This is a genomic window from Marinilabilia salmonicolor JCM 21150, from assembly GCF_000259075.1.
Lineage (GTDB): Bacteria > Bacteroidota > Bacteroidia > Bacteroidales > Marinilabiliaceae > Marinilabilia > Marinilabilia salmonicolor.
Genome location: NZ_AJKI01000026.1, coordinates 22,267 through 46,190 on the forward strand (window position 1 = coordinate 22,267; position 23,924 = coordinate 46,190).

19 protein-coding genes are annotated in these 23,924 nt (G+C 41.4%); 7 read left to right on the forward strand and 12 right to left on the reverse strand.

The genetic code is table 11. From position 1 onward, the window contains the following. Window position 1 precedes the first annotated feature (1 nt). From W7W_RS0112905 to W7W_RS0112945, 9 genes are all read right to left on the reverse strand, one after another. Window positions 2–433: a nitrophenyl compound nitroreductase subunit ArsF family protein gene (locus W7W_RS0112905; protein WP_010664149.1), complete on the reverse strand. Its 432-nt coding sequence runs from the start codon at window positions 431–433 to the stop codon at window positions 2–4. 24 nt (window positions 434–457) lie between these two features. Then, window positions 458–688 (reverse strand): thioredoxin family protein, encoded by a 231-nt coding sequence (locus W7W_RS0112910; RefSeq protein ID WP_010664150.1) that lies wholly within the window; start codon window positions 686–688, stop codon window positions 458–460. A 67-nt stretch (window positions 689–755) separates the two neighbouring features. Beyond that, complete coding sequence (locus W7W_RS0112915; protein WP_010664151.1) at window positions 756–1,076, reverse strand: ArsR/SmtB family transcription factor; 321 nt, start codon at window positions 1,074–1,076, stop codon at window positions 756–758. Window positions 1,077–1,621: 545 nt separating this feature from the next. Next, window positions 1,622–3,658 (reverse strand): glycoside hydrolase family 97 protein, encoded by a 2,037-nt coding sequence (locus W7W_RS0112920; RefSeq protein WP_010664152.1) that lies wholly within the window; start codon window positions 3,656–3,658, stop codon window positions 1,622–1,624. Window positions 3,659–3,700: 42 nt separating this feature from the next. Next, a complete protein-coding gene (locus W7W_RS0112925) occupies window positions 3,701–5,089 on the reverse strand; it encodes an alpha-amylase family glycosyl hydrolase (protein ID WP_010664153.1) in 1,389 nt (462 codons plus the stop codon). A gap of 273 nt (window positions 5,090–5,362) precedes the next feature. Next, window positions 5,363–6,934, reverse strand: coding sequence for a DUF6377 domain-containing protein (locus tag W7W_RS0112930; RefSeq protein ID WP_029510601.1), 1,572 nt, complete (start codon window positions 6,932–6,934; stop codon window positions 5,363–5,365). Window positions 6,935–7,006: 72 nt separating this feature from the next. Further along, window positions 7,007–7,723, reverse strand: a complete 717-nt coding sequence (locus W7W_RS0112935) for a DUF3307 domain-containing protein (RefSeq protein ID WP_010664155.1) — start codon at window positions 7,721–7,723, stop codon at window positions 7,007–7,009. Then, the gene (locus tag W7W_RS0112940; RefSeq protein ID WP_010664156.1) at window positions 7,720–8,319 is read right to left on the reverse strand and encodes a hypothetical protein; all 600 of its coding nucleotides are present in this window, start codon (window positions 8,317–8,319) and stop codon (window positions 7,720–7,722) included. Before W7W_RS0112940 ends, W7W_RS0112935 begins: the two co-directional genes overlap by 4 nt. A 653-nt stretch (window positions 8,320–8,972) precedes the next feature. Beyond that, a complete protein-coding gene (locus W7W_RS0112945) occupies window positions 8,973–13,283 on the reverse strand; it encodes a hybrid sensor histidine kinase/response regulator transcription factor (RefSeq protein WP_029510602.1) in 4,311 nt (1,436 codons plus the stop codon). Window positions 13,284–13,663: 380 nt separating this feature from the next. Between W7W_RS0112945 and W7W_RS0112950 the strand changes: the two genes are divergently transcribed. Continuing rightward, a complete protein-coding gene (locus tag W7W_RS0112950; protein WP_010664158.1) occupies window positions 13,664–15,130 on the forward strand; it encodes an arabinan endo-1,5-alpha-L-arabinosidase in 1,467 nt (488 codons plus the stop codon). Window positions 15,131–15,293: 163 nt separating this feature from the next. Here the strand turns inward: W7W_RS0112950 and W7W_RS0112955 are convergent, their stop codons facing one another. Continuing rightward, the gene (locus W7W_RS0112955) at window positions 15,294–15,890 is read right to left on the reverse strand and encodes a thioredoxin family protein (protein WP_010664159.1); all 597 of its coding nucleotides are present in this window, start codon (window positions 15,888–15,890) and stop codon (window positions 15,294–15,296) included. After that, window positions 15,887–16,366, reverse strand: coding sequence for a TlpA family protein disulfide reductase (locus W7W_RS0112960; RefSeq protein ID WP_010664160.1), 480 nt, complete (start codon window positions 16,364–16,366; stop codon window positions 15,887–15,889). The genes W7W_RS0112955 and W7W_RS0112960 overlap by 4 nt, the downstream gene beginning before the upstream one ends. A gap of 360 nt (window positions 16,367–16,726) precedes the next feature. Between W7W_RS0112960 and W7W_RS0112965 the strand changes: the two genes are divergently transcribed. The 5 genes from W7W_RS0112965 (at window position 16,727) to W7W_RS0112985 (ending at window position 21,764) form a co-directional block, all read left to right on the forward strand. Beyond that, complete coding sequence (locus W7W_RS0112965; protein ID WP_148660934.1) at window positions 16,727–18,037, forward strand: carbohydrate porin; 1,311 nt, start codon at window positions 16,727–16,729, stop codon at window positions 18,035–18,037. Window position 18,038: 1 nt separating this feature from the next. Continuing rightward, window positions 18,039–19,484, forward strand: a complete 1,446-nt coding sequence (nhaC, locus tag W7W_RS0112970; RefSeq protein ID WP_010664162.1) for a Na+/H+ antiporter NhaC — start codon at window positions 18,039–18,041, stop codon at window positions 19,482–19,484. A 122-nt stretch (window positions 19,485–19,606) separates the two neighbouring features. Further along, window positions 19,607–20,227 (forward strand): hypothetical protein, encoded by a 621-nt coding sequence (locus W7W_RS0112975; RefSeq protein ID WP_010664163.1) that lies wholly within the window; start codon window positions 19,607–19,609, stop codon window positions 20,225–20,227. Window positions 20,228–20,348: 121 nt separating this feature from the next. Then, window positions 20,349–21,137: an SDR family NAD(P)-dependent oxidoreductase gene (locus W7W_RS0112980; RefSeq protein ID WP_010664164.1), complete on the forward strand. Its 789-nt coding sequence runs from the start codon at window positions 20,349–20,351 to the stop codon at window positions 21,135–21,137. Window positions 21,138–21,209: 72 nt separating this feature from the next. Then, window positions 21,210–21,764, forward strand: coding sequence for a sugar O-acetyltransferase (locus tag W7W_RS0112985; RefSeq protein WP_010664165.1), 555 nt, complete (start codon window positions 21,210–21,212; stop codon window positions 21,762–21,764). 421 nt (window positions 21,765–22,185) lie between these two features. Here W7W_RS0112985 and rbr read toward each other — a convergent pair whose 3' ends face one another. Next, window positions 22,186–22,764 carry a rubrerythrin gene (gene rbr, locus W7W_RS0112990; RefSeq protein ID WP_010664166.1) on the reverse strand — a complete coding sequence of 193 codons (579 nt, stop codon included), beginning with the start codon at window positions 22,762–22,764 and terminating at the stop codon, window positions 22,186–22,188. 193 nt (window positions 22,765–22,957) lie between these two features. On the opposite strand from rbr, the gene W7W_RS0112995 reads away from it, so the two are divergent. Continuing rightward, window positions 22,958–23,881, forward strand: a complete 924-nt coding sequence (locus W7W_RS0112995; RefSeq protein ID WP_010664167.1) for an SMP-30/gluconolactonase/LRE family protein — start codon at window positions 22,958–22,960, stop codon at window positions 23,879–23,881. Window positions 23,882–23,924: the final 43 nt, after the last annotated feature.

Genomic DNA, 23,924 nt, shown 5'->3' on the forward strand with positions numbered 1-23,924 from the left:
TTTAGAGGGATTCAATCGTCTCTTCAATTTTACTTTTCAGCTTTTCAGGATTGGTCCGTGCATTCATAAAGGCATAGTTGGTAAGATTTTCCACCATGTCGCCTTTAATAATGAGCAATGTCTGACCACTCACATTGTGCTTTTTAATCAACGGATGATCTTTTTCTTCTTCCCGATTGATAGACTTGAAAGAAACATCTTCGCCGTATTTCTCAGCTAAAACCTCTTTGGTAACATCTTCCACAGCCTGACAAGTGGCACATCGACGAGTTGCATGAAAATAATAAACTTCAACATCGGAAGCTTCTGTAGTTGCAACTGACTCACTTTCGTTGTTGTCACTTTTTTGGGCTGATGAATTGCAACATTGTGCTGCTACTGAAACAATGGCCAGCAACATAAAGACAGAAAACGTACTTAATTTCTTTTTCATAATGACTATAGTTTTAAGGCTGAATTAGCTCAACATCTTTTTCAAAGCGTCATAGGAGGGCAGACTTCCTTTAATCAGTACGTTCCCATCCACAACCAATGCGGGCGTTTTCGCCACATTATACTGCATGATGTCCATGATATCCTCCACTTTCGCAATATTGGCATCAAGGCCTAATTCTTCCACTGCGTCACGGGTCAATTTTTCAAGTGTCTTACACTTAGGGCACCCTGTACCTAATACTTTAATGTCCATAGATTTTAATCTTTCTAAAAATTAATTGTTCGTTGTTCGTAAAACCACGAACAAAAATATAAAAAAATCAGAGGGACCAAAAATCTTTGAACATTTTTTTTGCTTCTTCCCAATTTTCTTTGCTGACACAATATTTAACGCGGGGAGCCTCTATTTCGCCCTGAATCAAACCACTATCTCTCAACTCCTTAAGGTGCTGCGAGAGTGTGGATTTGGCAATCGGTAATTCCTGGGAGAGATCTCCACTGTAACAGCAAGACTGACTGCCCAACAACTGCATAATGTAAACTCGAACCGGGTGCCCCAGAGCCTTAGCGTAACGAGCCATTCGCTTTTGAGTTTCGGTGGGAATAACGGACAGTGAATCCGGATTTATCTTTTCAGACATAACAATGAATTTATTTGTTGCAGCAAAAATAAAGGAATTTTTGAAGACAGCCGTTTTTAGGAAAAATTGGCCTTTGACCAGTAGGTTATTGATTATTGTTTCATCGTATTAGTGTGTACCTCAATGTTGATTTCGATGTTATTAAAGACAAAAATGGCGAAAGCCATTTCTTGTCTTTTGGGTCCACGAATTAAACGATTATAAAAGCTGTGTTAAGCTTTTTTTTAACGGCGATGCCGTTTAAATTCGCACCATCAGTGTGAATAATTCGTGGAATTCGAATAATTCGTGGACAACAAAAAAATAATTGCGCAGCAATTAATACTGGTAAAACAATCTATTAGCCTGATTTATTCATGAATCTTCGTTATGAGATGTTCAAATATCAATAAATTCTGCCAACCGCAGAGAAAATTGATGAAGGAAATAGTGAACTATTTTCGAGTCAGTTTTATTGAGGACGCCTGAATTTAGCAAGTAGTTGAACATTGTAATAGATAATTTATGAATTAATCAGGTTAGGTATACACAAGATAAAAATTGGTTTATTTCAATTTCGAGAAATGAACTGCCTGCCCTCCTCCTGCAGCCAAGTGCAGAGTAATGGACATCCCGGCAGCCACCTCTTTTTCTTCAATGCGTATATCCAGCGGATTATCTTTGTAGTGGGCCTCAGCACCATCTTTGTAAGTAACAGCTTTGTATTTGGTATCCGGATCAAGAAAGTCAAGACTAACGGTCAATGATCGTTCCTGCTCATTGGTAATGCTTCCCAAAAACCAATCTTCCGAATTACGATCCTGCCTGACAATGGTCACATATTCCCCAATCTCACCATTCAAGCCCCTTGTATCTTCCCAATCCACCGGAACATCCCTGATAAACTGGAATGCCGGCTGTTCCTCGTAATTCGCAGGCAAATCGGCAGCCATCTGCAAAGGACTGTAAATAACAACATACAAGGCCAATTGCTTAGCAAGCGTAGTATTTACCTGATTGTTAGGATTCTCCGGCAGTGCAATATTAAAGATACCGGGGGTAAAATCCATGGGGCCTCCCAGCAAGCGGGTAAAGGGCAGAATCGTCTCATGTTCGGGAGGATTCCCGCCATCAGGCCCCCAGGCATTGAACTCCATACCTCGAGAGCCTTCACGCGTCATCATATTAGGATAGGTACGACGAATTCCGGTAGCTTTGATAGGCTCGTGCACATCGAGCATGATCTGATGCTTTGCAGCTGTTTCCAAAGCCTTGCGGTAATGACGTACCCCAAACTGACTATGATGCCACTCCTTGCTGTTCATCCCACGTGGGTTAACATAACCAGATTTGATATAATTGACACCATATTTTTCATAAAAAGCATAGGCATCCTCCATTTGAGCTTCATAATTCTCCACGGCGCAACCGGTTTCATGATGACCTACCAGCTCAACTCCTCTGCATGCTGCATAATCGGTAATCTCTTTAATGTCGAAATCGGGATAAGGAGTGGTAAAATTGAAACCGTTTCCATCATTCCACCAATCAGTATCCCAGCCCAGGTTCCAACCCTCTACCAAAACTCCGCCAAAGTTATTTTCCGCCGCAAAATCAATGTATTTCTTCACATTTGCGGTTGTAGCACCATGATTAGGTCCCTGCCCCCACGTACTTTTATTGATGTGCATCTCCCACCAGATCCCCACATATTTGGCCGGTTTAATCCACGAAACATCTTCCAGACAATTGGGTTCATTCAAATTCAGAATCATATAAGATTCAATCAAATCTCCAGAAGTTTCACCAATCTGAATAGTTCTCCAGGGCGTTGAGAATGGTGCTTCGGCATAAACCTTCACTCCATCAGACCAGGGTACCAAATCGCACTCCAGTTTGTTGCTTCCCTTATGAAAAAGGGTCATGGAAGCATAATCGGTAAGTGCCGCTTCATGAACAGATATATACAAGTCATCACCGGCTTCAATGGTCAGAGGTGTATGCATCGTATCAGCCACTTCCTGGAGGCGACTTTTGTTGTAAAGATATTCATAACGATCGGGACGATATGCAGGTTGCCACCAGACATCATGATTGGCGGTAAAATTAAACTCCGTGAGCTCATCCATAATTTTAAACTCTTTCAGGCCTTCCTGCTCCGGAAAAACATACCGAAAAGCCACTCCGTCATCGAAAACCCTAAAAACAATGTCAAGCTTTTCCGGTCCCGATTCTTTCACCGAAAGATGAACGACCAACTCGTTGTATTCATTGAGAATTTCACGTTTCTCGCCCCAGGGTTGCTCCCAGGTTTCAGAAAATGAGCTGGTCTCAAAACCATCAATGGTAAAATTACCGGCAAAATCGACCATTTCATCAAGACTGATTCCAAGTTGAGAGTTGTTAATCACAGGATTTCCATCGCGGAATACCGCATAACAGGCACTGTCGTTTTTCAAGTTAAAAACCAAAAACATACGACCATCAGGAGAAGTAACCTCCCCTGAGTTTTGTGGCCCCGAACCACATCCCGAAATTAATAAAACAAGGATAAATGACACGGCAAAAAGAACCCGTTGCCCATGTTCAAAAGTTTTTTTCATGATGTTGCTATTTTAGATCCATTGTATGTAAAAGGAAATCGATTACTTCCTCAAAATCAAACACTCATAAGGAGCCAATTCCACATTACTCCCAAATCTTGTCGCGGTTTCTGTAAAGGCATTCTGCCAAACAGATTCCTGAAATAATTCCGGGATTTCATAAGATACCGCTTGATTCCGGACATTCACCAAAACAAAAACAGACTCCTCATCCACAGTTTTTTCAAATGCCATAACATCGGTGGAGTTGTAATTGGTCAAATCACCATGTCGCAATGCGGAACTCTCCTGACGAAAGTTTAATACCTGCTCATATTCTACCTTGTAAGCTGCATTAATGCCCCAGTCAATTTTATTGGCATTGCCTTCAAAAAAAGAGAGCTGCTCGGGAAAACCAACCTCCTGCCCGCTGTAAATCAGAGGTACACCGCCCATATAAGCAGTAATAACAAAGGCTGCCATAGCTCCATCCTCATTCTCAAACTGATCTATGGGAGTAGTTTCCCAGGCGTTTTGATCATGATTGGAAGTCCATCGAAGCACATGCTTTCCGGTTGAAAGTCCACGATATTCTTCTTCATGGGCTTCCACAATAGCAACAGTGGATTCCCCTTCACTAAAGGTCTCTTTCAATCCGGTATAAAAACGCCATCCGAACATCATGTCGAAACCTTGTGATAACAATTCTTTGCGCTCCGACTCAGCAAACATAATGATGTCCCGATTCGGGATGCTGCGTAGCGTATCAATAGCCTGCTTCCAGAAATCATCCGGGACCCCGTGGGCATAATCGCACCGAAAACCATCCACATTTGCCTCAAGAACCCAATATTTCATTGCACTGATCATTTCAGAACGCATATTGTTATTATTGAAATTTAGCTCAGCCACATCTTCCCATCCGGTGCCGGGAGGAATAATAATATTCCCGTTATCATCCGTCACATACCAGGAAGGATTCTCATCAATCCATTGATGGTCCCAGGCAGTATGATTGGCTACCCAGTCAAGAATTACCGCCATATTGCGCTGATGTGCTCCGTCAACCAGCTCTCTCAAATCGGCAAGAGTTCCATAATCCTCATGAATATCTATATTATCCTTTACAGCATAGGGTGAGCCTACACTCTTCTCATCCCCAGTTGGATAAATGGGCATAAGCCAAACCACATTGATGCCCAGCTTTTTGAGGGAATCCAGTTTTTCTGTCACCCCACTAAGGTTTCCTGTCTGGCTAAAAGCCCTCAGGTTCACCTCATACATGGCAATATCGGGGGTTTCAGGGATGTTTTCGAAAGGAGTTCCGTATTGGACGGGTTGAGGGACTTCTGTTTCAGTAGGCTTTGGTCTTTCATGTGTATCATTTTCACATGCGGACGCAATAAATGAAATCAGAAGAAACTGAATTAGAATAGTTGACTTTTTTTTCATTTGATTAAAATTGGATTCAACAAAATGGTTGCATAAACCAGATTTATTTCAGCAAAGCAAATGTGCTAAAGGAAAGAATGACAATCAAAAAATATAAGGAGAATATAACAAGTTCACGGCCCCTCAAACACAACAAACATCTGACCATATGGAGATTAACATTTACCCAACCAGGAAAAACAAGCTAAAAAATATAATGGAATTTCGCAGTATTTCTTGAGGTTTTGACACACTAATTAACAAAAAAGGAGGATGTCTGATTAATTTTCGGAGTCAGATTGATTGAATTTTCAGAATCTCTTTTTCAAAATCCTCATTAAGGACTATGGATTTATTCTTGATTCTGGTTTTGTAGGTATTGATGGTATTGACGGTGTAGTTGAGGATATGGGCCATCTTATCTGTGTCAGATATTCCCAAACGTATCAATGCAAAAATGCGCATATCTGTATTAAGGTGCTTACTGCTCTCAGGCAACTCACGGTCTTCCTCCTTGAAAAGAGTATTGAACCGGGCAATAAAATCAGGAAAAATATTCAGAAAACCGGCATCGAAATCACGGAAAAGCGCTTCTCGTTCCCGCTTGATATCCGAACGGGTAATGATGGACCCAATTTGCTGAACTTTATTCAAAGCCAGCTTATTGTCTATTGCCTGTCTGTATTTGTCCAGTTTTTCTATAAGGTCGGAATTGGTTTTGAAGAAAAAGGCAATATACTCTTCCTTAATAAGATTCACTTCCCGCAACTGGACATTGGTTTCAGAAAGTGCACGGTTGGAAAGATGCAGTTTGTCTTTAACTCTTTTGATTTTTCTGTATTGACGCATCAACAAAATCAGCGTCAAAATAATTAGAAAAGACAACACAGAAAGCGCCAATGCAAAATTTTGAATTCTGGATTTCTGCTTTTCAATCAGATCCAGTTTTGCAGCTTCCACAAGCGGTTGTATCTGGGAAATTTGTAATTCGCGCTGTATGGCACCATAACCACGGGCATCCTCAATCGCCACATTCAGGTAGTGGCTTGCTTTCTGAATTTCGCCCTGATCAAACAGCCGGTTAGCAATGATGCGAAGTGCCACCGTCTCCTTATTGGCGAGCTTAATATCACTGATAGCTGCCTTTAGCAGCCACTCCAGCTCCTTTTGCGGTTGCCCCAACTGTCGAAAAACGAAAGCAAAAGTAGAAGCATCAACAGCATATTGCCGGCCTCCCACTTCAAAATTGGTGAACAAATCATGAAAAACTTCTTCGGCTTCCTGGTATTCCAATCGCCAGATGAATCTTAATCCCCTGAGTGAGTACCAGATCCTGGATTCCTTTCTTGCCCAATAAACTGCAGAATCGAGATGAGCAGTTACCAACTGACCGAACTTTTCGGAATAAAAAGGACGTTGGTAATAATTACTCATATCTATGTACAACCGGGCATTCATATAATGATACTTTGCACGCAAGCTATCGCTCAGGTCAGGTAAAGAGATCTTCTCCAGAGAATCTTTAACCACAGCAAAAAGTCCGGAGGCCAGAAGTGTTTCGTTCATTCGTAATTGGGCACGGGCAATCATATCTTTCTGGCCTGACCTGTTGGCAATTTCAAGCAATTGCCGCGAATAAAGCAGGGCCGAATCATAATTAAAAGTAAAATAAGCCTGATGCAATTGCTCTGTCACCGAAAACCGCTCTTCCATGGAGCCTGTTTTCACTGTCCTCAGCTGATTTGAAAGGTTTTCAATTTCGTCTTTTTTATCCTTCTCAAACTCGTGTTTTCTTTCGATTACCTCATCCAGCGCATGAAAAAGAGAATCGATTTCAGGTCGAGCAAAAACCGAAAACGAGATCATTAAAAAGAGAAAAATGAGGAAACAATATTTCATCAAAACAACAAATACAGATTTAACTATAACCCTCCAAAACTAAAGAGCATCCGCCACATACAAATACAAAACACTTATAAGTATTGCCAGTCCAAAACTAATAAAAGTTCCAATAATCATATACTCTGTAAGCTTCCGGTCCTTGGCCCGGGAGAGGTCACTGAACCTGAAAATAGATTTGGCAGCTATAAGAAAACCAATAGCCTGCCACTGATGTAGCAGTATAAATCCGAAAATAAACAACCGCTCCAACATCCCAATGTATTTCCCTGCGTTCTTTAAAGATTCATCATTTTCCAGTGATTGCACATTCCAGCGACTCATCATCTGTTTGATGATGACAGAGGATACGGAAGTAAGCGCAAGAAAAGTAGCGATAAACAGCAATATGCCGGGAGAAATCAGTGTATTCCAATCAATATTGAAAGAATTATAAAACCCGACCAATAGAAAAATTACAATCAGATGTGCCATTTGGTCGATTGCAAATAGAAAACGCGGATTCAATCGCCCATTCAGAAATAGTTTTACCAGATCGAAAATAAAATGACTTAAGGTATACACCAAAAACAGAAGCCAATAGCTCCAGTCAAATTGAAAAACAACCAATAAAAGCAGCACATGAATCCCGATATGGTAATACAAGAAGGGAGACTTTTGCTGTTTTTTGTTTTTGGCAGCCACCCAACTGTCGGGTTGCAGTGCAAAATCAGCCAAAAAATGGACAATCAATAGCTTCAGGGCCAGGGTTATCATAAGCAGGATATTTGTTCACGATAATATTCTTCAAGCAGCATCATTTCATCCCAACCGCCCCTTTTAAGGGCATCACTAATGCTGCTTTGGGATCTTTCGAGTAAGACCGCCAGTTCTTGTTGGTTTTTCTCCGGATGTTCTATTCTGGAACTTATAACCCGTCCGACCGCTGCGCTCCAATCGTTTACGGTCAGTAAAGCCAGACCAAGCATAATATTCAAAGCTTTATCCAAAGAGCCATCCATTGTTCTTAAACCCAATGTCTGCTTCTTCAGGGATTCAAAACAACCGCCCGAAAACACAAAAACCTCTCCATTTGATTCTGTGATTTTCACCGCCTGATGTTTTACTGTCCCAACACCAATACCCATACGAACATCCAGTGAAGCTGCAGCCCGCATCACTGCCTTGATGTGAAAAGCAGCAAGCATTGCCGTATCAGCATCAAGCATCAACTGAAAACTATCACCCCTGAAAATCTCCCAATCCCCAGGCGTTTCCCCGTAAAGAGAAAGAACGGATTTTAATGAATCAACCCATTCAAAACTCTTACTTTTCCTGGAGCCAATAACATCGCCTGTGATAACAGCCTTCATTCGCTTGAAACTTTGTATTTATCTGATAGAAAAACTAATTAGTGTTTGTCTATAAAGTCTAACTTCTGCGTTGTTGCTCAAAATCTAAATCCTCATCCCGATTGTGCTTTTTGTTGGTTTTTTGTTTAAAAAACCTTACAAAAGCTACTTCGGGACTGCGGTTTAGATTTTTCACACGCCTTGAATTTGAACTTTCTAGTTCAAACACGGGAAAAACGCTTAGTTTATGGACGGGCACTAATTAAAAATTTAAGAACGAATAAAACCGCTTCGCTCTCACATAATATTTTTTAAACATATTCTATGGTGATATTTATGCTTAAAAAATATCATACTTGTTTCATTCGCTTTAAATTTTATAATCGAGTCTGCTGATTTGAGCAGTATCTCTATTTACGGTTAAAATCAAAGATAAAACAAATAAATAAGATTGTCAAAAATATAGACTATTAAGTCGATATGACTATTTATCGACTAAATTATCGATATTCTTGATTATCGTAGGAATTATAGATATTTCTTGATATTGGATCATACTATTTTGACCTGCCTTATACATAAGACAGGCAAGAGAATAGTCGCACAATCACTTTAATGAACAAAAACCAGGAAATTGTGCAAAGTCCAATCTGGCATAGCCGAAAACAAAGTACCTATTCCAGATATTCACTTGGTGTCTTCTTAAAAAACTTCTTAAACACACGGCTAAAATACTTGGGATCGTTAAACCCGACACTGTAAGCCACCTCACTCACCGACATCTCTTTAGACAAGATGAGCGGACGAGCTTTCTTCAGTCTGTAAATGGCAATAAAGTCGTTGGGCGACAAGTCCACCAAAGCTTTAAGTTTCTTGTAAAGCAATGATCGACTCACAAACATACTGTCTGAAAACATCTCTACGCTAAAATCCGGATTGCTGTAGGACTGTTCCAGCACATCGTATGCTTTGGACAAAAACTTATCATCCAGAGACTCGCTTTCCTGATTTACCTGGGGGATATCTGCCCGGGCAGTAAAAAGACTTCTGATTTTTCGACGTGTCTCAATGACATTGTGAACTTTCGCCTTCAGAATATCCAGATTGAAAGGTTTGGAAATATAGTCATCAGCTCCAAACTGTAACCCCTGTAACTGATCTTCAAGCAATGCCTTTGCCGACAACATGATAACCGGAACATGACTTGTATAGAGATTATTTTTTATCTGACGACACATCTCAATACCATCCATTTCGGGCATCATCACATCCGAAATAATCAAATCAGGTGGATTCTTACGAGCCATATCGTAACCGATTTTCCCATTTTCAGCTACCTGCACATGATACGGACCACTCAACGAGTTGGCAATAAATAATGCGAGTTCTTTGTTGTCTTCTACAATCAGTACAGTAACCTCATCGGTATTTCCGTCTTCATTCAAGCCCAGAAAAACCTCCTCCTCTTTAATATTATCCAGAACGACCTGTACCTTATTGTTGATTTCAGCAGAGTCATACGTTGGCAGTTCATTCACCTCAGCACCGGGAAAATCTTCCTTCCTGAAAGGTATCGTCACGATAAAACGACTTCCCTGAACACCGTTTCGGGCTACAACAATGGAGCCATTCATAACGTCCACCAGATCTTTGGTCAAAGCCAAACCGATGCCGGTACCTTTTGTAAGGTTATCACCGGTTGTACGATAGAACCTTTTAAAGATATTCTCCATTTGCTCTTCTTTAATTCCAACCCCGGTATCGGTCACTTCAATAGAAAGGGAAGGCTTCTGATTTTCCGAATGTTGTTCCGTTACCTTCAAGTTTATCTCTCCACCCTCAGGAGTATATTTAAAAGCATTGGACAAAAGATTGTACAGAATATTCTCAAGCTTCTCATCATCATACCAATAACTGTCACCTTTAAGTTCCACATTCTTTATATAAATAATATTCTTTTGTCTGGCGAGCACATCATAGGCATGAAATACTTCAGAAATAAAAGATGAAAGATTACTATTGGTTATTCTCACCGAAAGATTTCCAGTCTCAATCTTTCTGAACATCAACAGCTGGTCAATCAACAGATTCAGTCTGCGAGCATTACGTTGAACCGATGTCAATAACTCGTGGGCCATCCCGGGAAGGTGCATCTCTTTCAGCAAACGCTCTACGGGGGAAATGATAAGGGTTAACGGAGTCCTGAATTCATGAGAGATATTGGTAAAAAACCGCAATCGGCTTTGATTAATACTCTCAATCTCCTCATTGAGCTGAAGCAACTTATCACGCTGCAGAAGAATTTCCCTGTTTTTCTCCTCCAGTTGAAGTTTCTGACCTTCCACCTCATCACTTTTCCTCTGCAGGTCGGTATTTGTCGCTTTAAGCTCTTCGGCCTGATGCCTCATGTGCTCATTCTGTTCAGCTATCTTTTCAGTCCTTGCGCGTACAGTTCGTTCAAGTGTCTCCTTTTCAAGTACCAAGCGTTTAGTATGGTGCCTGATGTACAAAATAGTCCCTGCAATCACTGCAATGGTTAGTAAAACAAGGAACCATGTAGTTTGCCAGAAAGGTGGCCGAATAACTATTCGCATGGAGGTTACCTCATCGCTCCAACGGCCGTCGCTATTACTGGCCTTTACTTTAAACAGATAAGTACCTCCTTTCAAATTAGTATAGGAAGCGGATCGCTGATTAGAACTTACCTCCACCCAGTCGCGGTCAACCCCTTCCAGCTGATAAGCATATTTTATCTTTCGGGTGAGAAAGTAATCCAATGCTGTAAACTCAAGTGAAAACACATTGTCTTTGTACGAGAGCGAAATTTCCTCAACATCCTGAACGGGATTTTTAAGAACAACTTTACCATTCCTTTTATCCCCCACTTCAACTTCAGAATTAAAAATCTTCAGCGAGGAGATGGTAACCTCCGGCTCATGCGGATAAACAGGAAAACCGGAAGGGAAGAAATGATTCACTCCATTGATACTTCCAAAAAACAACTCTCCTTCATCAGACTTAAAAGAAGCAGACCAGTAAAACTGATCACTCAGTAAACCATCATCGGCAAAATAATTATCAATCTGCCCGGTTTTACTGTTTATCCTTGAAAGTCCATAGTCTGTACTTACCCAGATAAATCCGGCCACATCTTCCTGAATTGCATAGATTACATTGTTGCTTAACCCATCAGATTTATTGTATTGCCTGAAGGTGTACCCGGTATCGGCAGTAACCTCTACCAGTCCATCTCCATAAGTACCAATCCATATATTCCCATCCATATCCTGAGCAAGCGAAGTAATATAGTTGCCCGGAAAACCCTCGGTATTATTGCTTTTGAATACCCGAAGCTGATTGGATGTACAAATTGCTTTAAACGGAAGCTCAAGTGCATTAACAGGGAATTTAAACAATCCATTACGGGTTCCTATCCAAAGATTATTTTTGTCATCTTTCATCAAACAACCAATTTCACTGATCTGAACAAGAGCATTTTCATCCTGGTTTATATCGATAAAAGTCTCCGTGCTAAGATTAAGAATCGCCAGCCCGCCTTCCGTACCAACAAACAAATATCCCCTGGTATCGTAAAGCAACGATGAAATGAAAGCATTCTGATAATTTGTTTCAGGATTGGGAACAGGTGGAATCACTGTTCGAAATGTTCCGTCAGGCATCATTTTAGCAAGTCCGCTACCCCATGTTCCCACCCATAGAGTTCCTCCTGGTGTTTTCGTAATGGCTGTCACATAATCAGAAGGTAGGGAAGAAGGTTTTCCGGGCTCATGACGGAATCGGTCAAATTTCCCGGTGCGGCGATCAAATTTATTTAAGCCTCCACCTGCAGTGCCAATCCACAAAACATCATCATCACCATAAATTGAATTTATAGCATTGTGAGACAAACTATTGGAATTGTTCGGCTCATGAATAATGTAATTAAAAGGCTTTTGGTAAAGGTTGAAATGATTGACGCCACCCTTTTCCGTTCCTACCCACACATTTCCCTCTTTGTCAATATCCACAGTGTTAATAAAAATGCTGTTGAGGGAAAATTCATCAATGGTATTGAAAGGAAATGATTCAAAAGAATTACTAACCGCTTTAAAGACATCTATTCCGCCCAGAGATCCCACATAAACATTACCTCTAAAGTCCTGTACAATAGAGTTGACCCTGTTGTGGCTAAGAGAAGAATCATCCAGTGGATCATGAAAAAACCACTCATCTCTCCCCGAAACAGGATTATATACCCACAATCCGTTAAGTGTTCCTACCCACAGGTCGCCTTCTCTGCTCTCAAATATGGAAAGTATCATGGCATCCTGTAAACCAGCATGCGAAAACAGGTGAATGCCGGAACGCTGGTTATCAAAAACGGCAATACCATGGTTAGTGCCTATCAATAAACGACCATCTTTCATCTTCCCAAATGAAGCCACATGATCTCCGGGAAGCAAACTGTTACCTGAATCATAATGACTGATATCCAAAGTATCTTCGTTCTCTTTAAGTAAAAACAGTCCGTTTTCATAAGTCCCCACCCAAACACGATTATCCGTATCTGCATAAAGAGCTACAACATTGAAGGAATGCTCCGGATGATCCGATAATAAAATCTCCTCGAATTCTTCGTTAACCTTATCGTATCGCATCAAACCCTGGGAAGTTCCCACCCATATATAATTTTCATGGCTTTGAGTAAGTGCATTTATAAGATTGGAAGGAAGATCAGGTTTCCAATAATTTGTAAAATCGTATCCATCATAACGACTAAGACCGTTTCCGGTGGCAAACCACATAAAACCATCCTGATCACGTAAAATATCATTTACCGTATTCTGAGGCAAACCCTGATCAATGGTCAGATACTGAACATGGTAACTAAACTCTCCTCTGACAAGAAAAAGCAGGGGAGTGCAAACAAAAAAAAGAAAAAAGAATAATGTCCTCCTAAGTAATCCCATCGTTATTTTTTTCATATTAGAACTGCTTTGACACTTGATCGTTTCCTTAAAAAAGAGCGAAAATCTTTGAGCAACAAGACTGAAGTTGCCCGGATTGCTATTCAACAGCTTTCAATATATTAATCTCCGTCTGCCAAAGAAGTATTAGAACCTCCACTCAATTTGAAAAATTCGAGCCATTAAAACCTGTAAAACAGATAACCTGCAATATGCTGAATCATTTTATACAGGCATAAATTTAAAAGAAACCAGAACAAATAAACGCCGCAAGACAAACAATTATTCAACAGTCCCCTACTTTTCACATTTCATCCTCCCTGTTTCCCTGCGTTGTAAATACATTTGAAAACAGTTTATTCCTACCCTTTTTAATGGTAATTTAATCAAATTTTGCGATGAACATTTTAAAAATCTTCTTTCCTGCTTCACTGGCCATTCTGATATTGGCAATGGGATGCAATGAAAAAGCCCCCTCCCCGGAAACCAATCCGTACAAGGATGATTACGCTGACATCACTCCGCTGTCGCAAAGAGACAAATGGGGAACAGCAAACGTTCATGATCCCTCCATCATCAAGACAGACAGTTTTTACTACGTTTACTCCACCGATGCCTACTATATAAAACGAGGAGTTAAGTTCAACGACACTGACGAAAAAATGGGAAATATCCCCATTCGCAGATCCAAAGACCTGGTCAACTGGGAATTCGCAGGATGGGCGCTCGAGTCCATCCCTCAACCGGCCATTGACCATGTTCACTCATACACTGGCAACAAAGGCGCTGACAATATGTGGGCTCCCTATATATACAAACACAATGATACCTATAGGATTTATTACTCTGTTTCCAGCTTTGGCTCACAGGCATCTTACATCGGACTTGCAGAAGCCCGATCGCCCGAAGGCCCATTCACCGACAAAGGAGTCGTCGTAAAAACCGACACTTCAAGTGTTATGAATGCCATTGATGCCTCAGTCATTAAGGACAAAAAAACCGATAAGGTCTGGATGCATTATGGATCTTATTTTGGTGGTTTACATGTCATGGAACTGGATGAAGAAACCGGACTGGCAAAAACACCGGGAGATCAAGGCAACCTGGTTGCCACAAGAGGGAATAAAGAAACGCGTGTAATCGAAGCCCCCGAAATCATTTACCATCCTGAATTTGACCAATACTATCTCTTTGTATCCTACGATCCGTTGTTCACATTCTACAATATACGTGTTGGCCGTTCAGACAATCCTAATGGTCCTTTTCTGGACTATTTTGGGAACGATATGGCGGAAGAGACCAACAACTACCCAATGCTGACTCATTCTTATATGTTTGAAAACCATCCCGGCTGGTCAGGCAACGGACATTGTGGCGTTCTTAGCGACAATGGTAAGTTTTTCATGCTACATCAGGGACGTCTGGCTCCTGATAATCTGCAGATGAGAATGCACGTCAGGGAGATGAAATGGCTTCCATCCGGATGGCCTGTTGTTTCGCCCGAGCGATACGCAGGATTGAAAGATAAAAGCATTAACTCCGGGGAAATTCCCGGAACATGGGAAGTCATACATTTCAAAGATCTTGTAGATCAAACAGAACTTTGGCAGGGCCAGATTCCTCCCGGAGGTTGGACCTATGACAAAAGTGCTTTCAACGTATCTGAAAAACTGGAACTTTCCGATGATGGCAAAATCAACCATGAATGTATTAATCAGTGGACCTTTGATGGTGAGCTCCTTGAAATAAACGATGCAAAATGTACTGTTTTTACAGGATGGGACTGGGAGAACGAAAAAGAAACCATTCTTTTTTCCGGTATCATGGAGAACGGAACTGCAATATGGGGGAAAAAGGTTGAGTAAAACTTAAATTATCCGCCTGAGGTCAATTAAACCTATATCTGATGCCGTTATCCCCGGAAGAAAGAAATTCAACAAAACTCTTTTTTTCATAGCCAAAAAAGGGCCTTTCTGATAATTCGGAAAGGCCCTTTTCTTTTTTAACGATAATATACCCACAATCAACTTACTTCCATTTGATACTGCACCCAATGGCTTTTGTCTCTTTAGGATCAACAGGCTCTCCTGCTTGCAGGCTCGTGATAGCGGCTGCAACATATTTCTCCTTTACCGCAGATGCATCCTGATAGTTGTCGTCAATTGCCCCGATGTATCTTACAATCAACTTACCGACTTCCTTGTTTACCAGATATACATGAGGCGTACGGGTAGCTCCGTAAGTTTTGGCAATTTCCTGGGTCTCATCAAACAAATATGGAAAGGTAAAACCCTTCTCCTCTGCCCTCACCTTCATGTTTTCAAAAGAATCGGAAGGATAGGCCACCGGATCGTTAGGATTTATAGCAATTACGGGATACCCACTGCTTTTAAACTTTTTATCCAGCGCAATAATCCTGTCTTCATAGGCAACCGCATAAGGACAGTGATTGGTGGTAAAAATCACAATGAAACCTTTTGCATCAGGGAAATCGGCCATTGACACCAAACCATCATCCACATTTTTCAGCCGGAAATCTCTTGCTTCATCACCGGGAGCATATCCCTGTCCTGTGACAGCAACGGCAAAAAATGCCACTGTCAGACTCATCATCAGCTTCTTCATAACTTTATTGATTTAATTATGGATATTAATTTTTCTTTTGAAAGGGAACTTTCGTGAAAATTCCTACTGTCACCTCTGTAAATCATAGTGGCGGGAATCGCTCCCGACCAGGTTGGATCGACTTTATTTATCCACTCATTACTATTAGGATCATTCAACAGTATTACCTGCTCTCCAATCCGGTGTTTCTCAATGAATGGTAATAACCGACTATCTTTTTGAGTCGGAAAATCAAGACTCACAAAAACAAACTTCACTTTTTCATCTTTCATCTCCGATGCCACCTCCAGAAAATGAGGTATCTCCTCCACACATGGTTTGCACCAGGTTGCCCAGAAATTCACAACATATGTGGTATCGTTGTTTTGGTGAAGCAGCGGAGACAACTCTTCAAAGTTCACCTCTTCAATTGACTGACTATCAATCGGCACAACAAAAGCCAATATCAGAAGAACAATAAAAAGCACCTTTTTCATGGAGCATATTTTAAAAAGAAAAAAACTGTTATACATTTCCTAAACAACAAGCACCGCAATCGGGTTCAACCAATCCTATAGGATTCTATGTTTTGCCTGATAGTTCATTTTACAACCTTTCTCAAATAATAAAAGCAAAAACTCAGGTTTATTGTTATTTTAAAATAAAAATGACCTGAGAAACCTGTCTTTTTTTGATCAGAATATTACTGCTCTTTGCACACAATAATTATGTATATGGTTTTTTTGCACGGCAGAGAGCATTGCTCTGAAGTTTTGCTTTCGGTCTGAAAATTTAATAATTTGTCAATTAGAAATAAGGTTTGTTTTTATTAACCTTCACTAAATCATTGTTTTGCTATGAGAATATTATCTACGGCGATTCCCTCCTCCCCAAAACAGTTTGTATTACTCATACTACTTTTGATTTCAGCACAAATAAACAGTCAGACAACTACTGAAAACGACTCTGTCAGACATACCAAAACAGACGCAGAACTTGACTCCTTAAAACAAGCCTTCCGGCAAATGCAGGGAGCCATCAATGAGTTGCGCCAGGCGGTGGATTCCAGTCATTCAGATATGAACCAATTAATCAGCATTTTTGACCCCAACGAAACTACAGATGAAAATTTCCAGTCACGTTCACGACGCGGAAGAGTTGATGCCCTATTACAGGCGATCACAAAACAACCGGGGCGATTACAATTTAACGGAGGAGCGACATCGATTTATCAAAACTCCCGCAACAGAAAAGATCATCACAATACTTTTACCGGCTCATTCGACATTTATGCCCATACAGCTTTTAGTCCCAATTCCTTGCTCTTTTTCGATTTGGAAGCAATTGGCGGCAACGGGCCCGACAAATACTATCCAAATATGGCCGGAATCAATGGTGATGCAGGCTCCACCCAATCTTCTGACGGCACCGACAGGCTCACCATTCTGGAAGCATGGACTGAATTCACCATGCTGAATAAGGCAATTACCATAACTGCAGGAAAGATTGATCTGACCAACTACTTCGATAACAACTCCTCGGCCAATGACGAAACGATGCAATTCATCAGCGGAGCATTTATCAACAGTGCTGCTTTTGCAGTTCCCGGCAATGGACCGGGAGTGAGATTAAGAACCACCTTGCTTGATAAATACCACTTTCAGTTCGGAGCCTCAAGTGCAGATAATTCAGGTGATGAAATATTCGAAGACATCTATAGAATCGGCAGTCTGGGATGGACGGTTTTACCAGGCACCGGCTTCGAATCTAACCTTCGAATATACGGCTACCAACACCCGTTGGCCAATCACGGATGCGGGTGGGGGATTAGCTTTGATAAAATCCTGTTTGGCGCCTACCACTTTTTTGGTCGTTATGGACAAAATGAAGACAATGTGGCACAGTTCCGGGGCATCAAAGAAGCATGGAGCGCGGGAACACGATTTGTAAGAATCATTGCAAACCAGACCCTGGCAATAGGGATGGCTTATGGCGAAAACTTCTCGGATAATGATCAGATAGAAAAAGAACAAGTGGCAGAATTGTATTTCAGAAGACAGATCAATCAATGGATTCACATCTCGCCCCACGTCCAGGGAATCCGAAATGCCAGTGGAATTGATGAAGATGTGCTTATATTTGCTGTCAGAACACACTTTAATTTTTAACATGCCTGATTCCAAAAACACATCTCTGTTCGAAGCACTTCTTCCCATCCTGTTCCTGATTGGGTTACTTACGGCTAATGTATTTCTGTTTGATGATACACTGGGAGGTGCCAACCAGATTGCTTTGTTACTGGCAGCATCACTGGGAGGCATCATTGTTTCGCGCAACGGGCTAAGCTGGGCTAATACCAAAAATCACATCGTAAAAACCATCGGTTCGGCTATGCCCTCCATGTTAATTTTATTGCTGATAGGCTCCCTGGCAGGAACCTGGATGATTAGCGGGGTAGTTCCGGCAATGATCTATTACGGTATGGATATTATAAATCCTCACGTATTCCTGATTACTGCCGTAATCGTTTGTGCCATCGTTTCGGTTGCGACCGGAAGTTCGTGGTCCACCATTGCGACCATTGGAATTGCCCTGTTAGGAATTGGAAAAGCCATCGGTGTAAATGATGCCGTTACTGCCGGCGCCATTATTTCAGGAGCCTATTTTGGCGACAAAATATCGCCACTGAGCGACACCACCAACCTGGCACCGGCCATGGCTGGCACCGACCTCTTCACGCACATCAGGTATATGTTTTACACCACGGTTCCCAGCATGACCATCACCCTGATTATCTTCGCAATTATCGGCATCAATTACAATTTTGGAACCACCATCACAAGTACAGAAACCGTAAAAGCAGCCATCGAAGGTTCCTTTAACATTTCGCCATGGCTTTTTCTGGTTCCGTCAATTTTATTGACCATCATTATTCTTAAAATGCCCCCTCTCCCGGCACTTATGATCGGAACCTTACTGGGCGGACTCTTTGCCATTATCTTTCAACCGGAAACCATTCAGGAAGTGGCAGGCAAAGGAGTGGGTTTCGTGAAAGCCTCCTACATATCAGTGATGCAGGCAATGTTTGGCGATGTGCAACTCTCAACAACAAACTCTACCGTTAACGCTCTTTTGAATACTTCCGGGATGCGCGGGATGCTGGACACCATTTGGCTGATTCTTTCTGCCATGGTGTTTGGCGGAGTCATGGAAGCCGGAGGACTCCTTACCCGCATCACACGACCGATTATGAAGATGGCCAAATCAACAGGGGCATTGGTGACATCCACTGTGGGAACCTGCATCTTCTTCAACACCACGGCTTCCGATCAATACATCTCCATTGTAGTCCCCGGGCGTATGTTCAAAAAAGCCTATGAAGAGAAAGGACTGAAACCAGAGGTTTTGAGCCGCACGCTGGAAGATTCAGGTACCATGACCTCCGTACTGATACCTTGGAATACCTGTGGGGCAACCCAATCCCGAATTCTGGGAGTAGCCACTTTTGATTATCTTCCTTATGCTTTTTTTAATATCATCAGTCCTTTGATGAGCATACTTTTTGCAGTTTTGAAGATTAAAATCAGGAGGTTTAAGGACAGGAATAACACGTAAAAGTTTTTCAGCAAGGTTGGCAGAGGCCCGTCATTGCGAACGTAGAGAAGCAATATCAATCTATTAACCGGACACCAATGAATTGAATTGTAAAACATTAAAAACCAGATTTAAACTAACCCATGAAACAAAGAATCCTTCTCAAAAGATTATGGAAGCTATTGATTATTTCGACATTCTTAATGGCATTTCAATGCGAGGATGAAAATCAGGAAATTTTAAAGTATAATGATTATAAAGTAAATATATCACCTGCATCATCTTTCTCTTTAAATGATACCATTTGGATAAAAGGAATTATTTCTTCACAAGTATATAATCTATCATTGAATGACTCTGTATTCCTGGAGTCTCCCAATGGTGATTATTTTTCAATCTATAAAATATTTGAACCTGACGGAACTTCAAACTGCATAGACGCAATGAATAAATTCAAGTTAATATTAGACAAAGGAGACTATTCATTGGGTCGTTGTAAAAATGCAGACTTATATATGTCACCAGTTTTAGAAAAAGATAATTTACTTTACACATATAGAATTGGATTAAAACCTCTGCTAATCGGAGATTATGCCATTAGCTGGAGAAATGCAACAATTCAAAATGCAAATAGACATAAAAATGTTATCAATAATTATCCAATCCAAAACAGTCCTAATCTACTAGGCTTTAATTCATGTGGTGAAATTTCATGGAGATTTTTAGATGAATCTGAGGGCGAATATTATTTTCGAGTAGAATAAAAACGTTTTACGACAAAGCTACATCCGGGCCATGGTCGCAATCAATAAAACAATCATAACTTCACCTCCGAAATGTTCCAGTTCCACTTACTGTTTGTTACCTTCGTGAAAAAACAAAATTATGGATAACAAAAAAGTAATTCTCATAACCGGCGGAAGTTCGGGAATCGGACTCAGCATTGCAGAGAAATTAACAGGTCAAAATTACAAGGTCATTTCTGTAAGCCGAAATCAGGAGAAAATTGAACGTGCGGTTAAAGAGAAGCCCCAACTGAAAAACAAAGTGGATTTCATACCAGGGGATGTTTCCAGTCAGGAAAGCATTGGCAAGCTGTTTTCGTATATTCAAAATCAATATGGCGTATTGCATGGGCTCATCAATAGTGCAGGAATCATTAGCATAGGAACACTGGAGACACTCAGTCCTGCTGACTGGCAAATGATGCTGAATGTAAATCTTACCGGCCCCTTTCTTATGGCAAAAACAATGCTCCCCCTTCTGAAAAAAGCCAATGGAGCTTCCGTAATCAACATTTCGTCTATTGCAGGGCTGCGTCCGGGCACCAGCATAGGCTATTCTGTATCCAAAGCAGGGCTGGATATGCTTACACGTTTTCTGGTAGCCGACTTAGGGCCCTACAACATCCGGGTCAACTCCATTAATCCGGGATTAGTAAAAACCCATCTGCATTTCGACAACAACATTTTTACCAGTCGGGAAGATTACGACAAAATGATAGAGGGTGCCAGAGTGCGTCATCCGCTAAAAAGAGTAGGAGAACCCGTAGATATTGCCAATATGGTGAATTTCCTGATATCTGATGAAGCCTCCTGGATATCCGGCGCTATTATCCCCCTGGCTGGGGGAGTCACCGAAGAAAATGGTTTTTTACCTCCAAAGAGGATGTGAGAGCGAAGCGGTTCAATTCGTTCTCAAATTTTTATTTAATTCTACATCAGGCAATTACAAGATTTTAAACGGATGAAAACAGAAAAAGAAAAAATGCTCGCAGGTGAGCCCTATGATGCTCATTGCGAAGAGATGATTGCCATACGTACAAAGATAAAACGCATATTACACAAGCTCAATGTGACCGAATATTATACCGACCACTTTAAAGATACGATGAATGAGCTGTGTCCCAACTCAGCCCCAAATATACATTTGGAACCACCCTTCTACTGCGATTATGGAGAGAATATCTATGCCGGTGATGGTGTTTTCATCAACTTCGGAGCTGTTATTCTTGATGGAGCCAGAGTGACCATTGGACGTAAAACCCTCATTGCACCGGGAGTGCACATCTACACAGCGGAACACCCTGTAAACATTGAGGATCGAAGAAAATGGGAAAACTGTCGGCCAGTTACCATTGGAGATGAGTGCTGGATTGGTGGTCATGCCACCATCTGTCCGGGAGTTACCATTGGCGACAGAGCTGTGATTGGAGCAGGGGCGGTAGTCACAAAAAACATTCCTGCAGACAGCCTGGCTGTTGGCAATCCGGCCAAAGTCATTAAAAAATTGAATCAGTAAGAAATAAAGAACAGAGGGCCTCACTCGCTTGATGTGAGACCCTCTGTATAAAAAAATCTCTTCTGCCTTCTGCCTGAAGACTAAATAGTCTCTGTCCATAAAGTACCATTTACTGCGTTACGCTTGTCCGGAAAGTACTCATTTACGAAAAGTAAACTCCGTATTTTCGGACTTCGCAAGCCTTGTAACTGGCACTTTCTGAACAGACACAGCTCCAGCCAGAAACTTTCCTGACTTTATAGACGGGCACTAAATAGTCTCTGTCCATAAACTAAGCGTTTTTCATGTGTTTGAGCTAGAAAGTTCAAATTCAAGGCGTGTGAAAAATCTAAACCGCAGAATACTAGTGTGTTTGAGGATTTATATTTTGAGCAACAACGCAGAATTTGGACTTTATAGACAAACACTAAATAGCTATTTCCTAGTAATTCTCCGGCTCAATCTCGAAATGTTCCTGCGGATGGTTACAGGCGGGACAAGCCTTGGGCGCTTTATTAGCTTCATGAACAAAACCACATTTGCGGCATCTCCAACGTACTTTTTCCTCACGCTCAAAAACTTTTCCTTCGTCCACATTGGCCTTCAGTTTTCGGTAGCGGGCTTCATGTTCCTTCTCTACCTTAGCAATATTTTTAAAGGCATTGGCCACTTTCTGAAAACCTTCGGCAGCAGCAACCTCAGCAAATTTGGGATACAGCTCTTCCCACTCTTCATTTTCCCCCATGGCAGCAGCTTCCAGGTTCTCTGCTGTAGTGCCCACTTTACCGGCGGGATAGGTAGCAGTAATCTCCACATCCCCACCTTCAAGAAAATCAAAAAATCGTTTGGCATGCTGCAACTCCTGCTCGGCAGTTTCCATAAAAATGGCCTCAATCTGACGATATCCTTCCTTGCGTGCCTGGCTGGCAAACATGGTGTAGCGACTGCGTGCCTGAGACTCACCGGCAAAAGCTTTCAACAAATTCTTCTCTGTTTCTGTTCCTATTAATAATTTGTCCATATTATTTGTCGTTTATCTTTAACATTTGATTTTGGATCACGAAAATAATCATGGAAATATTGAGAATGAAACCAAATAAAGGATGAAATAAGGGGAGCAACCTGTCAAAAACTAAAAATCAGAAACAACCTCGTTCTGTTGCCCACAGAAAATGATTACTTTTATACTTCATACACATGAAAAAACAAAAACCATGAAAAACCTTTTATTCTTCTCAGCAATAATCCTTATAACCTCCTGCTCTTCAGGCATTAAACCTGTCGAAAGCACCCCAACTGCCCAATTAGGGGAAGGTGCTATCTGGCATCCCGAAAAAGAAGCTTTGCTTTGGGTGGATATCACCGGAGGCAAGGTATATATGTACAAACCAGGCAAAGGAATGATTCACGACATCTCTCTTGAAAGTATGGTAGGTACGGTGGTGCCGGCAACCGGAGAATATTTTGCCATTGCAGCCCAGGAAACAGGGATTTCCGGATTAAAAGAGGACGGGACCAAACAAAAAATTGCTGATTTTCCGGCCGATGCACTTTCCAATGTGCGGTTCAACGACGGCAAATGTGATCCGGAAGGACGTTTTTGGGTTGGAACCATGGAAAAAACAGCAAAAGAGGGTGCTGCCAAACTCTATATGTTGGGGGACGACAGCCTGCACATCAAAAAAAGTAACATCACTATTTCCAATGGAATTGTCTGGGATACCAATAAAAACATCATGTACTACATTGATACCCCGACGCAACAAGTGGCAGCATACGATTATGAGCCTGAAACCGGAGCCATCTCCAATAAGCGGGTTGTAGTGGAAGTCCCCAAAGAAAAGGGAAGTCCTGACGGAATGAGCATTGATGCAGAAGGCAAACTCTGGATAGCTCACTGGGGTGGCAACGGCGTTTATCGTTGGGATCCGGAAACCGGAAACCTGATGGAGAAAATTGAAGTACCAGCTCCCAACGTTACCTCCTGCGCATTCGGAGGGTCTGATCTTACCACCCTCTACATTACTACTGCACGCGAGGGACTATCGGAAGAACAGCTAAAAACTTATCCTCAAAGCGGGTCTTTGTTTGTAATAGAAACAAATGTAAAGGGGACACAGGCTAATCTGTTTAAATAAAACAGGAAATTTATTCCAACCTTTTTTGCTCTTCATCGTCTTT

Coding starts and splice junctions, on each gene's coding strand:
- W7W_RS0112905 (WP_010664149.1), bottom strand. CDS start 433: ATGAAAAAGAAATTAAGTACGTTTTCTGTCTTTATGTTGCTGGCCATT.
- W7W_RS0112910 (WP_010664150.1), bottom strand. CDS start 688: ATGGACATTAAAGTATTAGGTACAGGGTGCCCTAAGTGTAAGACACTT.
- W7W_RS0112915 (WP_010664151.1), bottom strand. CDS start 1,076: ATGTCTGAAAAGATAAATCCGGATTCACTGTCCGTTATTCCCACCGAA.
- W7W_RS0112920 (WP_010664152.1), bottom strand. CDS start 3,658: ATGAAAAAAACTTTTGAACATGGGCAACGGGTTCTTTTTGCCGTGTCA.
- W7W_RS0112925 (WP_010664153.1), bottom strand. CDS start 5,089: ATGAAAAAAAAGTCAACTATTCTAATTCAGTTTCTTCTGATTTCATTT.
- W7W_RS0112930 (WP_029510601.1), bottom strand. CDS start 6,934: ATGATCTCGTTTTCGGTTTTTGCTCGACCTGAAATCGATTCTCTTTTT.
- W7W_RS0112935 (WP_010664155.1), bottom strand. CDS start 7,723: ATGATAACCCTGGCCCTGAAGCTATTGATTGTCCATTTTTTGGCTGAT.
- W7W_RS0112940 (WP_010664156.1), bottom strand. CDS start 8,319: ATGAAGGCTGTTATCACAGGCGATGTTATTGGCTCCAGGAAAAGTAAG.
- W7W_RS0112945 (WP_029510602.1), bottom strand. CDS start 13,283: ATGAAAAAAATAACGATGGGATTACTTAGGAGGACATTATTCTTTTTT.
- W7W_RS0112950 (WP_010664158.1), top strand. CDS start 13,664: ATGAACATTTTAAAAATCTTCTTTCCTGCTTCACTGGCCATTCTGATA.
- W7W_RS0112955 (WP_010664159.1), bottom strand. CDS start 15,890: ATGAAGAAGCTGATGATGAGTCTGACAGTGGCATTTTTTGCCGTTGCT.
- W7W_RS0112960 (WP_010664160.1), bottom strand. CDS start 16,366: ATGAAAAAGGTGCTTTTTATTGTTCTTCTGATATTGGCTTTTGTTGTG.
- W7W_RS0112965 (WP_148660934.1), top strand. CDS start 16,727: ATGAGAATATTATCTACGGCGATTCCCTCCTCCCCAAAACAGTTTGTA.
- nhaC (WP_010664162.1), top strand. CDS start 18,039: ATGCCTGATTCCAAAAACACATCTCTGTTCGAAGCACTTCTTCCCATC.
- W7W_RS0112975 (WP_010664163.1), top strand. CDS start 19,607: ATGAAACAAAGAATCCTTCTCAAAAGATTATGGAAGCTATTGATTATT.
- W7W_RS0112980 (WP_010664164.1), top strand. CDS start 20,349: ATGGATAACAAAAAAGTAATTCTCATAACCGGCGGAAGTTCGGGAATC.
- W7W_RS0112985 (WP_010664165.1), top strand. CDS start 21,210: ATGAAAACAGAAAAAGAAAAAATGCTCGCAGGTGAGCCCTATGATGCT.
- rbr (WP_010664166.1), bottom strand. CDS start 22,764: ATGGACAAATTATTAATAGGAACAGAAACAGAGAAGAATTTGTTGAAA.
- W7W_RS0112995 (WP_010664167.1), top strand. CDS start 22,958: ATGAAAAACCTTTTATTCTTCTCAGCAATAATCCTTATAACCTCCTGC.